Origin of the sequence: Variovorax sp. N23 (assembly GCF_025486315.1) — a bacterium.
Lineage (GTDB): Bacteria > Pseudomonadota > Gammaproteobacteria > Burkholderiales > Burkholderiaceae_C > Variovorax.
On record NZ_JAOOPY010000006.1, the window covers coordinates 19979 to 35556 of the forward strand.

At 72.1% G+C, this 15578-nt stretch carries 6 protein-coding genes; all 6 read right to left on the reverse strand.

The annotated features are described in order from the left end of the window. Positions 1–54 precede the first annotated feature (54 nt). The gene (locus tag N8A90_RS10800; RefSeq protein ID WP_262074867.1) at positions 55–546 is read right to left on the reverse strand and encodes a hypothetical protein; all 492 of its coding nucleotides are present in this window, start codon (positions 544–546) and stop codon (positions 55–57) included. Between the two features lie 82 nt (positions 547–628). Next, positions 629–1627, reverse strand: a complete 999-nt coding sequence (locus tag N8A90_RS10805) for a serine aminopeptidase domain-containing protein (RefSeq protein ID WP_262074868.1) — start codon at positions 1625–1627, stop codon at positions 629–631. Beyond that, positions 1620–2429, reverse strand: a complete 810-nt coding sequence (locus N8A90_RS10810) for an alpha/beta fold hydrolase (RefSeq protein ID WP_262074869.1) — start codon at positions 2427–2429, stop codon at positions 1620–1622. The genes N8A90_RS10805 and N8A90_RS10810 overlap by 8 nt, the downstream gene beginning before the upstream one ends. After that, positions 2426–3157: a 4'-phosphopantetheinyl transferase family protein gene (locus tag N8A90_RS10815; protein WP_262074870.1), complete on the reverse strand. Its 732-nt coding sequence runs from the start codon at positions 3155–3157 to the stop codon at positions 2426–2428. The genes N8A90_RS10810 and N8A90_RS10815 overlap by 4 nt, the downstream gene beginning before the upstream one ends. 11 nt (positions 3158–3168) lie before the next feature. Beyond that, positions 3169–8172, reverse strand: a complete 5004-nt coding sequence (locus N8A90_RS10820) for a non-ribosomal peptide synthetase (RefSeq protein WP_262074871.1) — start codon at positions 8170–8172, stop codon at positions 3169–3171. Continuing rightward, positions 8169–15503, reverse strand: coding sequence for a polyketide synthase (locus N8A90_RS10825; protein WP_262074872.1), 7335 nt, complete (start codon positions 15501–15503; stop codon positions 8169–8171). The genes N8A90_RS10820 and N8A90_RS10825 overlap by 4 nt, the downstream gene beginning before the upstream one ends. Between the last annotated feature and the right edge of the window lie 75 nt (positions 15504–15578).

Genomic DNA, 15578 nt, shown 5'->3' on the forward strand with positions numbered 1-15578 from the left:
GGCGCTCGATGAAGCGCCGAACAAGAGGGATGGACGCGGCGCCGGCCGCCAGCGTCATTGCCCGAAGGTGGGCAACTGGTTGTACGGCGTCTTGCCGTCGTCGGTCGCGCCGCTGGTGGCCACGAAGGGCCAGAAGTTGAGGAAGGGCCGCCCGACCGAGGCGCGCTTCACGCTCGCTTCGGTCGCCGTGAGGACCCAGACCTCGCGCACCAGGCCGGCCGGGTCGCGCGTGTAGTTGACCAGCAGGTTCTGGCCGGTGATGGCGCCCGTGGTGACGACCATGTTCTCGGCGCTGCGGATGCGTGCGCCGGGCGACAGGCGGTCGGGCTGGCCGTCGAGCAGGATCTCGGGGGCGGCGACCACCATGAACTGGCCACGCAGCGTGCCTTCGGGGAAATTGCGGCCGCCGACGGCGGCCTCGTTCTGCACGGGGGCCTCCAGCGTCTGTGCCGACGCGGGCGGCGCCCAGGCGAAGGCCGCCACCAGGGCGACCAGGGAGAGGAAGGGGAAAAGGGCGGGGGCGGCGATGCGCGGGCAGCGGTTCATGGGGTATATCCAGAGGCTGTGGAGCGGCCGATTTTAGCGGCCGGCCCCACCCCCGCCGCGCCCATCGGCTCCGCCGCGCCGCTCAGGCCGCGACCGATGCCTGGCCGGCGGCCTGGCGCGCCGCTGCCGCATTCGTGCCCACGCCGGCCCCGGGCAGCGGCTGGCGGGCGCTCGTCCCGAAGGCGGCGATGCGCGCCCATTCCTCGACGGCGTCGAGCAGCTTGGCCTGCATGACCCGGGTGGTCGCCGTGTGATCGATGTCGGGCCAGAAGCGGTACTTCACGCGCTCGAACAGGCGCGATCCGCGCAGCTGGCTCAGCATCCCGTGGTTGCGGTCGGTCGAGTTGTAGGTCACCGAATACATCAGGGACACATCCACGCCGCGATCGACCAGCGACAGCAGGCGGCGTTCGTGCTCGGCGGCATCGACCACCGGTGCCTCGGCGCTGCCGAAGATGCTGCCCTGCTCGACGGCCGGTGTGCGGTTCGGCAGCAGCGCGGCCACGCGCGCCATCGTCCGTTCACGGGCGGCGGCATCGCCCGCACCGAGCCAGTCGGTCAGGTCGCGCCACCAGAGGTAGCTCGCACGCACCGCGGCATTGAAGGGGAAGGCGGCCAGCCGGCGCAGCTTGCGCTCCAGGCGCACGCCGCGCGTCAGGTACATCTCGCCGTCGAAGGCGAGCATGCCGGTGATGCGCGGATCGGCCAGCGCCACCGCCATGGCGTTCTCGGCGCCCGAGCAGATGCCGAACACCAGGAAGCGGCGCACGCCGTAGCGCTCGCCCAGGAAGTCCATGGCCGCCTTCATGTCTTCCACGGCCTGCGCGCGGAAGGCGTTGCGGCTCTGCGCGGCCACGCTGTCGCCGATGCCCGAGAGGTCGAAGCGCAGCGTCGGGATGCCGGCGCTGGCCAGCCGGCGCGCCGTCTTCACGTTGATGCGGTGCGGCCCGATGCGGTGGTTCACGCCGGTGTTGAGCACCAGGCATGCCACGTCGGTGCGGCCGGCCTGAGGCTGGCTGAGCATGCCGAACAGGCCCTCGTCGGGGCCGAACAGAACGGGTGTCTCGCTGTAGTCATTCATGGATTTCTGCCATCACGCGTTGCAATGCCTCTGCGGGAACCATCTCATTATTGGGGTGGGGATTGCTCGTCCATATCATGGTATGCGGCAATGGCACATGCCGCGCGCTGCGGTCTTGCGTCTGCGCCGTGACCCACTGGCGCGTGGTCGCGTCGTCGGGTTTGGCGATCACCACCAGTTCGGTGCCGGTGCCCAGCTGGAGGCTGTCGGGCGTGAGCGCGGCAACCTGGCGGCGCAGCAATTCGGAGATGCCGAAGCCGAAGGCCTCGCCGCTGAAGGCGTCGGGGTCCTTGCGCAGGCTGCGGCGCCATCCGGCGTCGGGAATGGAGTGGCTCAGTTCCAGTTCGGCCACGTGTTTCTCGCGCAGGTCCTGCAGGTAGCTGCGGCCTTCCAGCACCGGTTCCCACAGCACCAGCCGCGCGATGCGGGGACTGGCCGAGGCGGCGGCCTGCAGTGCCAGCGTGGCGCCGATGCGCGCGCCGAACCACACGATGCGCGCCGCGCCGGAGCGCGCGATCAGTTCGCGGTGCGCCTCGCCGATGTCGCGGCGCCAGCCCTCCAGGTCGCCGTCTTCGTCGTCGCCGGGCGAGTCGCCCGTGCCGTAGGGGTCGAAGCGCAACACCGGCACGCCGCGGCGCGACAGGCGCAGCGCGAGCAGGCGGTAGAAGCGGTGGCTGCGCAGGGCTTCGTGGCCCATCGGCGGGCACAGCAGCACGGCCGTGTCGCTGGCCCGTGCGCCTTCCGCGTCGTGAAAAAGACCGAAGAGCCGCCGCGAGGGCGGACCGAACATCAGGGGGGTCATGCGGTGAATTCCAGGGGCGCTGCGGCGCTCGTGCCGGCGTCCGCCGTGTACGAGCCGCGGCGCGGCAGGCGCAGCGCCAGGGCACCGATCGTGTCGTCGCCGTCCTCGAAGGACTGCAGGCGCAGCTGCTCGACGCCGTCGGGGGTGGTCAGGGTGACGGGCTGCGCGACCGGCGCGATGCCGACGTCGAAGCCGTTCGTGGCCAGGTCCAGCCCGATGCCGACCGCCTTGAGGCAGGCTTCCTTGCGGGTCCAGCAGACGAAGAAGGCGCGGTCGCGCTGGGCCGGCGGGCAGGCGGCCAGCGCAGCCTGCTCGGCGGGTGAGAAATAGGCGGCGGCCAGCGCGAGCGCGTCGGGCATCGGCCGAACGACCTCGACGTCCACGCCGAGTTCGTCGCGGGTCGACAGCGCGACCACGCCGGTATCGTGGCTGTGGCTGAGGTTGAAGTGCAGGTCGGCCGCCACCAGCGCCGGCTTGCCGAAGCGGCCGGCCACGAAGCGCAGCCCTTCGCCGGCCTGGCCGCAGCGCTGCGCCAGCAACTGGCGCAGCGCCGCATGGGCGGCGATGAAGCGGTGCCGGTCGCGCTCGAAGACGAAGCGACGCGCCCGCGCCACCTCGTCGGCCGAGAGCTTGGCCAGGGCGGCGGCAGGGACGTGCTGGTCCAGGTCGATGCGCCACAGTTCGCAGTGGGGCGCATCGACGGGGAGGACGAGCGGCGAGACGATCATGCGCACCCCGCTCAGCCCTTGCGACCCCAGCCGGAGAACACCCGGCCGAGCAGGCCGGGGCGCGCGGACGCCGGCTCCTCGGCGGGGGTCAGCGGCGCGGGCGATGTCACCTGCGACGCCGCGAGCTGCGCCAGGCTCTCGAACATGTAGCGGCGCGCCTCGATGCGCTGGCCGAAGCTCTGCTCCGACTGCTGCACCACGCGCATCGCCAGCAGCGAGTCGCCGCCCAGGTCGAAGAAGTTGTCGCTCGCGCGGATGTCGTTCACGTCGATGTTGAGCACGCCGGCCCAGATCTGCGCGAGCTGCGCCTGCTCGGGTTGCAGCAGGGGCGCGCCGCCGCCTCGGGCCGCGGCGGCCTGCTCGCGCGCGGCCACCGTCTGCGGCGGCGGCTCGGCGCTCGACGCCAGGCGCGAGAGGATGCGCGCACTGTCCGAATCCGCCGGTGCCAGCAGCTCGGCCACCGGCGCGTCGGGCCGGTCGGCCAGCGTGCGCAGGATCTCGACGAAGCGGTCGCGAAAGGCGGTGCCGGTCTCGGGCAGGTAGATGTCGGCGTTGTAGGCGATGGGGCCTTCGAGGCCGTGCGGCTTCTCCAGCAGCCACAGGCCCAGGTCGTCGGTCGCGCCGCGCTGCAGCAGGTGCACCTGCTTGTGCGCCAGGCCGCCGAAGTCGAGCGGTCGCTCGCGTGCATCCTGGAACGAGAAGAGGCCCTGGTACAGCCCCGCGCCCTGCGCCAGATTGACGAACTCGGGCTCGGTCGCCATGCGCTCGAAGGGCACCTGCTGGTAGCCCATGACCGCCACCAGCTCGTTCTTCACGTAGCGGATGAAACCCCCGAAGCCCAGCGTCCGGTCGACCTGGAAGGGCAGCGGCAGCACGTTGTTGAAGAAGCCCATCACCGATTCGAGCTCGGGCACTTCGCGGCCGCGCACCGGCGTGGCGATCACGACCGATCGGCTGTCGATGGCGCCGCTCATCATCAGCACGTAGGCGCCCAGCGCCAGCATGCTGAGCGTGACGTCGTGCTGCCGTGCCACTTCGCGCAGGCGCTGCGTGGTGGGCTGGTCGATGTGGATCCAGTTCACGCCGCCCTTGCCGGACATGCCGGCCTTGCGCGGCATGTCGGTCTTGGCGGCGCGCGGGGCGGGCATGCGTGCGAAGCGCTGCTTCCAGAAGTCGAGCTGCCGGGTGAATTCGGGCTGCGCCATCCAGTCGGCGTACCACTGGGCGTAGTCGCCCATCGACACCGGCGGCTCGGGCAGCGTGTGCTTCTGGCCGCGCACCAGCGCACCGTAGATGGCCGACAGCTCGGTCTGGTAGATGTCGAAGGACCAGCCGTCCCACACCAGGTGGTGCGGCACGAACATGAAGGCGTGGTCCTCCGGCCCCATCCGGTAGAGCGCCATGTGGAAGAGCGGCGCGCGGTGGATGTCCAGCGGCTGGTCGGCCAGCTGCTGCATGCGGTCGGCGAGTTCGGCCTCGCGCGCTTCCTCGGGCATCGCGCTCAGGTCGATCAGCGGGATGTCGAAATCGACCTGCGGCGCGATGACCTGCACGGCCCTCCCGTCTTCGTCGGTGCCGATCGCGGTGCGCAGGGCGGCGTGCCGCTGCACCATCGTCTGCAGCGCGCTGCGGAACTTCGCGACGTCCAGCGGCCCGCGGAAGCGGTGGCCCGACGGCGCGTTGTAGACCGGACGGCCCGGGTGCAGTTCTTCGAGGAAACGGATGCGCTCCTGCATCGGCGTGAGCGGCGCGCTGCGGCGATCGGGCATGGCCACGATCGGCTGCTGCGCTTGGGCCTGGCCGGTGCCGCGCAGGCGGTTCACGGTCTGCGCGATGCGCTCGACCGTGGGTGACTCGAACAGCGTCGACATCGGCAGCTTGAGCTGCAGGTCGCGGCCGAGCTGGGCCGTCAGGCGCGCGGCCAGCAGCGAGTGCCCGCCGAGTGCGAAGAAGTCGTCGTGGATGCCGAGGCCAGGCAGGCTCAGCGTCTGCTCCATCGCCGCCAGGATCTGGCGTTCGAGCTCATCGCGCGGCGGCACCGCGGCGTCGCGGCGCGTGGCGGCGGCGCTGACGGGCGGAGGCAGCGCCTTGCGGTCGATCTTGCCGTTGGGCAGCAGCGGCAGCGCCTCGAGCGCGACGTAGTGCTGCGGCAGCATGTACTCGGGCAGGAAGCTGGCCAGGTGCTGGCGCAGCGCCGCGGCCTCGGGCATGGGGCCGCGCGGCACCACGTAGGCCACGATGCGCACGTCGCCCGGCGCGTCCTCGCGCGTCACCACCAGCGCACGGTCGATGGCGCCGTGGCGTGCCAGGTTGGCTTCGATCTCGCCGAGTTCGATGCGGTAGCCGCGCACCTTCACCTGGTGGTCGGCCCGGCCCAGGCATTCGAGCACGCCGTCGGCGCGCCAGCGGCCCAGGTCGCCGGTGCGGTACCAGCGTGCGCCGCTGCCGTCGTGGGCGGGCACGAAGCGCTCGTCGGTCAGTTCGGGGCGGTGGAGGTAGCCGAGCGTCACGCCGGCGCCGCCGATGTAGAGCTCGCCGGTCACGCCCACGGGCAGTGGCTGCCCCTGGGGGTCGAGCACGTGGAACTGGGTGTTGATCACCGGACGGCCGATGGGAATGACGCCCTCGGCGCGCAGCACGCGGTGGAAGCTCGACCAGACGGTGGTCTCGGTTGGGCCGTAGCCGTTCCAGAGTTCGCCGACCATCGGCAGCAGCTGGCGCGCCAGGTCCGCGGGCAGCGGCTCGCCGGTGCAGATGGCCAGCAGGTCGCGCCGGCCGGGCCAGCCCGCGTCGATCAGGATGCGCCAGGTGGAGGGCGTCGCGTCGACGAAGTCGACTTCCTCGGACTCGATCAGCTCGCGCAGGCGGTCGCCCTGCATCGCCTGCGTCTTGTCGGCCACCACGATGCACGCGCCCACCGTCAGCGGCAGGATCACTTCGGACACGGCGATGTCGAAGGACAGTGTGGTGACGGCCAGCACGCGGCGCTGGGCGTCGATGCCCGGCACTGTGCGCAGGCCGGTCAGCAGGTTGACGACCGTGCGGTGCGGCACGCGCACGCCCTTGGGCCGGCCGGTGGAGCCGGAGGTGTAGATCACGTAGGCCACGTTGCCGGCATCGCCGCCGTGCGCGGGTTGCCCGGGCGTCGGCTGCACGCCGTCGGCTCGCACGCGGGCCAGCGCCTGCAGCGGGGCGGTGGCATCGGTGTCGGCATCGGTCACGGCGACGCGCAACTGCGCGTCCTCGATCATGAATTCGAGCCGCTCGCGCGGGAAGGCCGGGTCGAGCGGCACGTAGCCGGCGCCCGACTTCAGGATGCCCAGCAGCGCCACCAGCATGTGCGCATTGCGCGCGCAGCACAGGCCGACCAGGTCGCCCGGGCCGATGCCCTGCGCCTGCAGTGCGGCGGCGAGGCCGTTGGCACGCTGGTCGAGTTCGCGGTAGCTGAGCGACGCGCCGCCGGCACGCACCGCCACGGCATCGGGCGTGGCCTGGGCCTGCCGCCCGATGAGCGTGTCGATGCGCAGTTGCGCGTCGTAGGGCGCGGCCGTGGCGTTGAAGGACTGCAGCAGCGTGAGGTCTTCGCTGCTGCAGGCCAGGGCCTGGGCGACGGTGGCCTGGGGCTGGCGCGCGAGCTGCGCCAGCGCGTCGCCGTACAGCGCGAGCCAGCGCCGCACGGTGGCTTCGTCGAACAGCGCCGTGTTGTATTGCAGCTCGAGCTGCAGGCCGTCGGCCGCCGGTACCGCGTTGAGGAACAGCTCGAAGTTCTCGTAGTGGCGGGCGTTGCCCGACAGCCGGCTCTGCAGCCCGGGGAAGCTGCCGCCCTGCACGGTCGTTGCGCGGTCGAGGTTGAACATCACACTGACCAGCGACGGGCGGCTGGGGTCGCGTGTCACCGGCAGGTGGCGCAGCAGCGTGCCGTAGGTGAGCGTCTGGTGGTCGAAGGCGTCCAGCAGCGTGTTGGCGACCTGGCGCAGCAGGACGTCGAAGGGCTGGGCCGGATCGATCGCGACGCGCACCGGCAGCAGGTTGACGCAGTGGCCGACCAGCTTGGGCATGCCGCTGGCCGCCTGGCCGGCGGAAGGCACGCCGACGACGAGGTCGTCCTGCTGCGACAGGCGATGCACCAGCGCGGCAAAGACGCTGAAGAGCGTGGCGAACAGGCTGACGCCGGCGCGCGCGCCGAGCTGGCGGGCCGCCTCGACCAGCGGCGCCGGCAGCAGCACGTCGACACGCCGCGCGTCGAAGCTGCGGCGCGCGGCGCGCGGGCGGTCCAGCGGGAGCTCGAGCGCGGGCAGCGCGTTGCCGGGGTACTGGCCGAGCCAGTACGCCAGTTGCGTCTGCGCCATGGGCGTGGCGGCTTCGGCGCGTTCCCACTGGGCGTAGTCGCCATAGCTGGGCGCCGGGTCGAGCGCCGTGACCTGGCCGCGCTGCGCAGCATAGAGCAGGCCCAGGTCGTCGGCGATGACACCCCACGACCAGCCGTCGCACACCGAGTGGTGCGCCGTCATCAGCAGCACATGCTGCGTGGGCGCCAGCCGGTAGAGCGCGGCACGAAAGAGCGGGCCCTGTTCCAGGTCGAAGGGGGTCTCGACCGCTTCGGTGTGCGCCTTGGCCATGGCCAGGGCTTGCGCCTGGGCGTCCAGCGCGCTCAGGTCGTGCAGCGGCAGCGTGAAAGCGCCGGGCACGGCGACGACCAGTTGCTCGCCATCGGGCGAGAAGCTGGCGCGCAGCGCATCGTGCCGCGCCAGCAGGGCGGTCAGCGCCGCCGACAGGGCGGCGGTGTCGAGCGTGCCGTCCAGGTGCAGGTCGACCGACTCGTTGTAGGCCAGCGAGGCCTGGCTGCCGAGCCGATGCGCCAGCCAGACTTCGCGCTGGGCCTCGGTGGTCGGGATGACACCGGAGATCGCGCCCAGGGCGAAGGGGTCGAAGTCATCGGCCTCGGTGTCGTGGGAAACGTTCTGCAGGTTCACGTCGTTCTTCGCTGCGTCGTGGGTGTCGGGCCAGCTGCTCACGCGTCCACCTTCCGGTACTTGCCGGGGCTCGCGGGGTCGGGCACGAACCAGGCGGGCTGGCCGTCCTTGTCGCGGCCCAGGCGCGCATCGGGCACCGGCGGATGCGCGGCGTCGAAGGCGCGGCTGGCCGGTGCGCGGCCCGGCAGGAACTCGGCTTCCTGCATCTCGGCGATCGATTCCTTGAAAGCCGACTTGATGGTCGCGATGTCGTCCCGCGTGTGTGCGGTCGTCATGAAGCAGGGGAAGTTGTCCAGGATGTGCACGCCGCGGCTGCGCATCATCGCGAAGAGCAGGTCCTGCAGCGGGTGGTCTTCCAGCCAGCTCACGCGCCAGAGCGACGCGAAGTAGCGGATCTCCAGCGGCGCGCCCACCTCGCGGCAGAAGGCCGTGAGCTCGTCGGCCATCGCGGCCGTGTGCAGGTTCAGCTGCGTCTGCAGCGCGTTGCCCGAGGCCTTCAGGTGGTCGAGCGATGCCTTGGCCGCGGCCAGCGTGAGCGGGTGCCGCACGAAGGTGCCGGCGAAGTAGGTGACGCCGACGGTCGGAATGGAGTCGTCGCCGTAGTTCCAGGCGCCGCCATCGAGCGCGTCCATGTACTCGCGCTTGCCGGCGATGGCGCCGATGGGCATGCCGCCGCCGATCACCTTGCCGTAGGTGGCGAGGTCGCCGCGGATGCCGAACAGCGCCTGGGCGCCGCCCGGGTGCGAACGGAAGCCGGTGATGACCTCATCGAAGATCATGCAGGTGCCGCTCTGCGCCGTAATGGCGCGCACTTCCTGCAGGAATTCCTTCGGCTGGAAGTCGGGGCGGCGGCTCTGCACCGGCTCGATCAGCACGGCCGCCAGCTCGTCGGCGTTCTCGCGGATGAACGAGAGCGATTCGGGCGTGCCGTAGTCGAGCACGCGCACGTCGCCGAACATGCCGCTCATCACGCCCGGCGTGGCCGGGATGCCGCGGGCGCCGCGGCCGGCACGCACCAGCACCTCGTCGAAGGTGCCGTGGTACGAGCCGCTGAACAGCACGATGGTGCTGCGGCCGGTGTGGGTGCGCGCGATGCGGATGGCCGCCATCACAGCCTCGGAGCCGGTGTTGCACAGCGCGGCCCGGTCGAAGCCGGTGAGTTCGCAGATGCGCTGCGTCACCTCGGCGGCCAGCGGGTGCTGCGGGCCGATCTCGTAGCCGAGGTCGAGCTGCTTGCGGATCGCGTCGTTCAGAAAGTCCGGCTGCCAGCCGAACATGTTCATGCCGAAGCCGTTGAGCGTGTCGACGTATTCGTTGCCGTCGATGTCCCACACGCGCGAGCCCTTGGAGCGGTCGACCACCAGCTGGTAGGTGATCTCCTTGGTCGCCGGGCGGAAGCCGTTGACCACGCGCGGGTCGGCCATGTGGGCGCGGTTGGCGGCGGTGAATTCCTTGCTCTTGCGGCTGCGTTCGACGTAGCGCCGCACGAAGGCATCGAGGCGGGCCTGCTGGCGCGGCGTGATCTCGCGGTTGGGCGTGGTGTGGATGCGCGCGATGGCGCCGAAGGCCTTCTTGACGTCGTAGGGCACGCCGCCGGTCGGCCGGTCTTCCGTCGGCGTGGCCGTTACCACGGGTGTCACAGCGGCGACGGGCGGCTCGGCGGCGACAGCGGCGGGCGCGGCCAGGGCCGGCGTGCCGGCCAGCAGCGCGAGCTGCTGCTGCATCAGCTGCATCTGCTGCGCGATCACCTGCTGCAGCACTGGCGCGCCGGCCTGCGGCAGCGCGGGCGCGAAAGTCGGTGCCGCCATCGACGGCAACGCGGCCGCGGTGGCCTGCGGCGCGACGACCAGGGCCGGCGCGGCGCGCACCGGCGCCGGGGTGACGCTCGCCGTCGGCTCGGGCGGCAGGCTCTTGTCGAGGTGGTCGACCAGCAGGTCGAAGCTGCGGCAGCCTTCCATCAGCTGGCGGAAGCTGAGGTTGATCTTGAAGTGCTTCTTGACCTGCAGCGCGGCCTGCGTGAGCACCAGCGAATCCATGCCCTGGTCGATGAAGGTCGTCGCGCCGTCGGCGTCGGCCATCGGCGTGCCGGAGATGTCTTCGAAGAGTTCGCGCACCTTGGCGTGCAGGGCGGCGTGGCGGGCGTTCAGGACGGCGGTGGGCATGGCGTGCTCCGTGGATGGTTCGATGACAGGGGCGGAAGCGGCAGGCGCGGGCGGCACCGGCACGGCGGCCGAGGGGGCCGGTGCTGCGATGTCGACCCAGTGGCGCTTGCGCTCGAAGGGGTAGGTGGGCAGCCGGACGCGGGCCTTGCGGCTGCGCGTGTCGAGCTGCTGCAGGTCGGGCGTGGCGCCCAGCGTCCACAGCCGGCCGAGCGCCAGGCGGTGGGCGACGAGTTCGTCGGCCGGCGCGGTGCCGAACACCGGCAGGGCGGTCGGCGCCGGCCGATCGCGCGTGGCCTGCTGGCGCACCAGCGTGCTCAGCGTGTTGCGCGGGCCGAGTTCGACGAAGAGCGGCTGCGCGAACTGTGCGAGCGCCTCGGTCACGGCGGGCGCGAAGCGCACCGCCTCGCGCAGGTGGCGCGCCCAGTAGGCCGGGTCGGTGGCTTCGGCGGCGCTCAGCACGCGGCCGGTGAGCGTCGAGAGGATGGTGCGCTGCGGCGCCGAAAGCGTCACCTCGCGCACCAGCGCCTCGAAGGGCGCCATCGCCGGCACCATCATGGCCGAATGGAAGGCGTGCGAGGTCTGGAGCAGGCGGGCGGCGACGCCGTCGGCTTCGAGCCGCGCCTGCAGCCGGGCGATGGCCTCGGCCGGACCGGCGGCGACGCAGGCGTTGGGGCCGTTCTCGGCGGCCAGCGACAGGTCGTCGCCCAGGTAGGGCGCGAGCTGGGCGGCGGCCAGGCGCACCGACAGCATCTGGCCGGCCGGCAGCGCCTGCATCAGCGCACCGCGCTGCGCCACCAGGCGCGCCGCGTCGGTCAGCGACATCACGTTGGCGATCACCGCGGCGGCGAATTCGCCCACGCTGTGGCCGATCATCGCCGCGGGGCGCAGGCCGAAGGCCAGCGTGCGGCGGGCCAGCGCGACTTCGAGCGCAAAGGTGGCCGGCTGCGTGACGGAGGTCGGCAGCAGCGCGTCGGCGTCGTCCGAGAACATGCGTTCGCGCAGGCTGAAGGGCAGCACGGCGTCGAAGGCGGTGAAGCATTCGTCGAGCGCGGCCCGGAAGATCTCGTCGTGTACGTACAGCGTGCGGCCCATGCCAGCGTACTGCGCGCCCTGGCCGGGGAAGAGCAGCACCAGGTCGTGCGAGCGGGGGGCCACGGCGCCGCTCACCTTGTAGGGCGTGGCGGCGTCGCGCAGGAAGGCCACGGTTTCCGCGCTGCTGTCGGCCACCAGCGCCAGCCGCTGGGCGAAGGCCTTGCGGCCGACGCGCAGCGTGTGGGCCACGTCGCCGAGGTTGAGCGTCGGCTGGGCCTCGAGGTGGTCGGCCAGTTGCGCGGCCATGCGGGCCAGCGCGGTGGGCGTGCGGGCCGACAGCGTGATCAGCTGCGGACCGGCGACCGGCTCGGAGGGCTGTGCCAGCGGCGCTTCTTCGAGGATGATGTGCGCGTTGGTGCCGCCCACGCCGAAGGAGCTGACGCCCGCGCGGCGCGGCGTGCCGGCCTCGCGCGGCCAGGGCGAGAGCTGCGCGTTCACCTGGAACGGCGTGCCGTCGAAATCGATCGAGGGGTTGGCGCTGTCGAAGTGCAGCGAAGCCGGCAGGCGCTGTTCGTGCAGGGCCAGCGCGGTCTTGATCACGCCGGTGGCGCCCGCGGCCATCAGCGTGTGGCCGATGTTGCTCTTGACCGAGCCGATGGCGCAGAAGCCGCTGTCGGCCGTGTGGCGTGCGAAGGCGCGGGCCAGGGCGGCCACCTCGACCGGGTCGCCCATCGGTGTGGCGGTGCCGTGCGCCTCCACATACGAGATGCTGCGGGCATCGACGCCGGCCGAGGCCAGCGCCATCGACACCACGGCGGCCTGGCCGTCCACGCTGGGCGCGGTGAAGCTGGCCTTGACCGCGCCGTCGTTGTTCACGCCCACGCCGCGCAGCACCGCGTAGATGGTGTCGCCGTCGGCCTGCGCGTCGGACAGGCGCTTGAGCATGACCACCGCGGCACCGTCGCTGAACACCGTGCCCTGGGCCTGGGCGTCGAAGCTGCGCGTGTGGCCGTCGGGCGAGTACATCGCGCCTTCCTGGTACAGGTAGCCGCTGTTCGGCGGGCAGTTGATGGCCACGCCGCCGGCCAGCGCCATGTCGCACTGGCCCGAGCGCAGGGCGTGGAAGGCCTGCGCCATGGCGACCAGCGAGGTCGAGCAGGCGGTGTTCAGGCTGATGGCCGGGCCGGTGAGGTTGAGGCGGTTGGCCACGCGGGTGGCGAGGTAATCCTTCTCGTTGCCGAGCATCACGGCGAAGTCGCCGATGGCGTCGATCAGGTCGTCGCGCGGCATCACATGGCGCTGGAAGTAGGTCGCGTTGTGCATGCCGGCGTACACGCCGACCGGGCGCTGCTGCTGGTCGGGCGCGTAGCCGGCGCGCTCCATGCATTCCCAGCAGATCTCCAGGAACAAGCGCTGCTGCGGGTCCATCAGCGTCGCTTCCTTCGGGTTGATGCCGAAGAAGGCGGCGTCGAACTGGTCGATGTCGTCGAGCACGCCGCGGGCGCGCACATAGGCCGGGTCGGCCCGCAGTGCGGCGCTCACGCCGGCGTCGAGCGTGGCGTCGTCGAAGAAGCGGATGGTGTCGCGGCCGGCGACCAGGTTGTCCCAGAACTGCTCGACGTCGGCGGCGCCAGGGAAGCGGCCGGCCATGCCCACCAGGGCGATGGGTTCCTGCGCGTCGCCGCCGAGGGGTGCGGCGCGCACGGCCGCCGGCGCAGCGGCCTCGCCGTCGAGTTCGCGGGCGATCGCCTGCGGCGTCGGGTTCTGGAAGAAGAGGTTGGTCGACAGGCGCTGGCGGCTGCTGGCCTGCAGGTCGGCCAGCACCTTGAGCACCCGCAGCGAGTCGCCGCCCAGGTCGAAGAAGTTGTCGGCGCGGCCGGCCTGGTCGATGCCCAGCGCACGCGCGAAGGCGGCGCACACCAGGCGTTCGGTGTCGGTGCGGCCTTCTTCATAGGGCTCGGCCATCTCGGGGCGCTGGGCCAGCGGCTCGGGCAGGGCGCGGCGGTCGATCTTGCCGTTGGGCGAGCGGGGCAGCACGTCGAGCACCACGAACAGGCCCGGCACCATGTAGGGCGCCAGCGTGGCCTTGAGGTGGGCGCGGAAATCGTCGGCGCCGGGCGCGGTGCCCGGTTGCGTGGTGACATAGGCGACCAGGCGCGCGTCGCTGCCGCCGTCGTGGCGGGCCAGCACCGCGCACTCGCGCACGGCGGGGTGCGTCAGCAGCACGCTTTCGATCTCGCCGAGCTCGACGCGGAAGCCGCGCACCTTCACCTGGTGGTCGTTGCGGCCGATGTAGTCGATCTCGCCGATTTCGCCGTCAATGCGCCAGCGGCCGATGTCGCCGGTCTTGTAGAGGCGCGCGTCGGGGTCGTCGCTGAACGGGTCGGCCACGAAGCGCTCGGCCGTCAGCTCGGGCCGGTGCAGGTAGCCGCGCGCCACGCCGACGCCGCCGATGTGGATCTCGCCGGCCACGCCCAGCGGCGCGACCCGGCCATGGCGGTCGAGCACGTGGATGCGGTTGTTCGCCACGGGCCGGCCGATGGAGGGCAGGGCGGCCCATTCGCGCGGGTCGGCGGCCAGCTGCAGCGCGGTGACGACGTGGCTTTCGGTCGGGCCGTACTGGTTGTGCAGGCGGCAGCCGGGGTGGCGCGTGAAGAAGGCGCGCACGGCCGGGCTGGCGTGCAGTTGCTCGCCGGCGGTCATCACGTCCTGCAGGTCGGGCAGCGATTCGCCGGCGGCGACCGCGTACTCGGCGAAGTTCTGCAACGCGATGAAGGGCAGGAACAGGCGTTCGACGCGGTGCTCGCGCAGCACGGCGACCAGCGCCTGGGGGTCGCGGCGCACGCTCTCGTCGATCAGCACCAGCGTGCCGCCGGCCACGAGCGTCGCGAAGATTTCCTGAAAGGCCACGTCGAAACCCAGCGCCGCGAACTGCAGCGTGCGCTGCGGCCGGGCGACCTCGGGGTTGGACCGCTGCCAGTGCAGCAGGTTGACCAGGCCGCGGTGCGGCATGGCCACGCCCTTGGGCGTGCCGGTCGAGCCGGAGGTGTAGATGACGTAGGCCAGCTGCGACGGCGACATCGGGAGCACGGGGGCCGGCAGCGGTGCGGCGGCATCGGCCGATGCGTCGGGTGCCGACATCAGCGCGTCGAGCAGCAGCACCTCGGCCGTGCCGGCGGGCAGCGCAGCCTGCAGCGAGCGCTGCGAGAGGATGACGGCCGGGCGGGCGCCTTCGAGGATCACGGCGGTGCGGTCGGCCGGGTGGCTCGGGTCGAGCGGCACGTAGGCGCCGCCGGCCTTGAGCACCGCCAGCAGGCCGACCACCATCTCGAGGCTGCGTTCGACATACAGCGCCACCGGCACGTCGGGGCCGACGCCGCGGGCCCGCAGCTGGCGGGCGAGGCGGTTGGCCTGGCGGTCGAGCTCGGCGTAGCGCAGCGTGCGCTGGCCCAGGCGCACGGCCTCGGCGTCGGGCGTGCGCGCGGCCTGCGCCTCGACCAGTTCATGGATCAGTCGATCCGACGGCCAGGCGGCGGTCGTGGCGTTGAAGGCGTCGAGCAGCGCCTGTTCGTCCGCGCCGATCATCGGGAGCGCGTGCCACGGCGTGTCGGCGTGGTCGGGCAGCGCCGCCAGCACGGTCTGCACATGGCCGGCCCAACGGGTGGCAGTGGCCGCATCGACGCTCGCCGCGTGATGCAGCACGCCGTCGAGGCCGCCGTCGGGGCGCGCGGCGAGCGCCAGGGTGAGTTCGCAGGGAGCGTCGGTGCCCCGGGGTGCGAGGGCGCCGAAATGGAAGGCCGCCTGCGTGTGCGGGTCGGCGGTGCCGGGCTGCGCTGCGGTCTCACGCAGCATCGCGTCGAGGCGCGGCAGCCAGGCGGCCAGCGTCGGTTCGCCGCGCAGGTCGATCTGTAACGTACGCAGGGTCGCGTCCGCGCCGGGGCGGCCCGCCAGCAGGAATTCGTCCTGGGTGCTCAGCCGCGCCAGCACCACGGCCCAGGCCGCGAGCGCCAGCGTCTGGACGGAGGACCCGTGCGCACGGGCCAGCCCGTCGAGGCGGGCGGTCAAGGCCGGGGCGACCGTGAAGGCGAAGGCGGCGGCGCTGCCTGTGGCGAGCGGCGACGGCAACGGGAGCTCGAGGGGGCCCGGGGAGGAGCGAAACGACGGAAGTGCCTGGTTCATCGGTGTGCCTTTCAGGCGACGGTTCCCAGTCCGGAAACCTCCGCGCTCATCTCTCTCGGTTCGCCCTGTCTGACT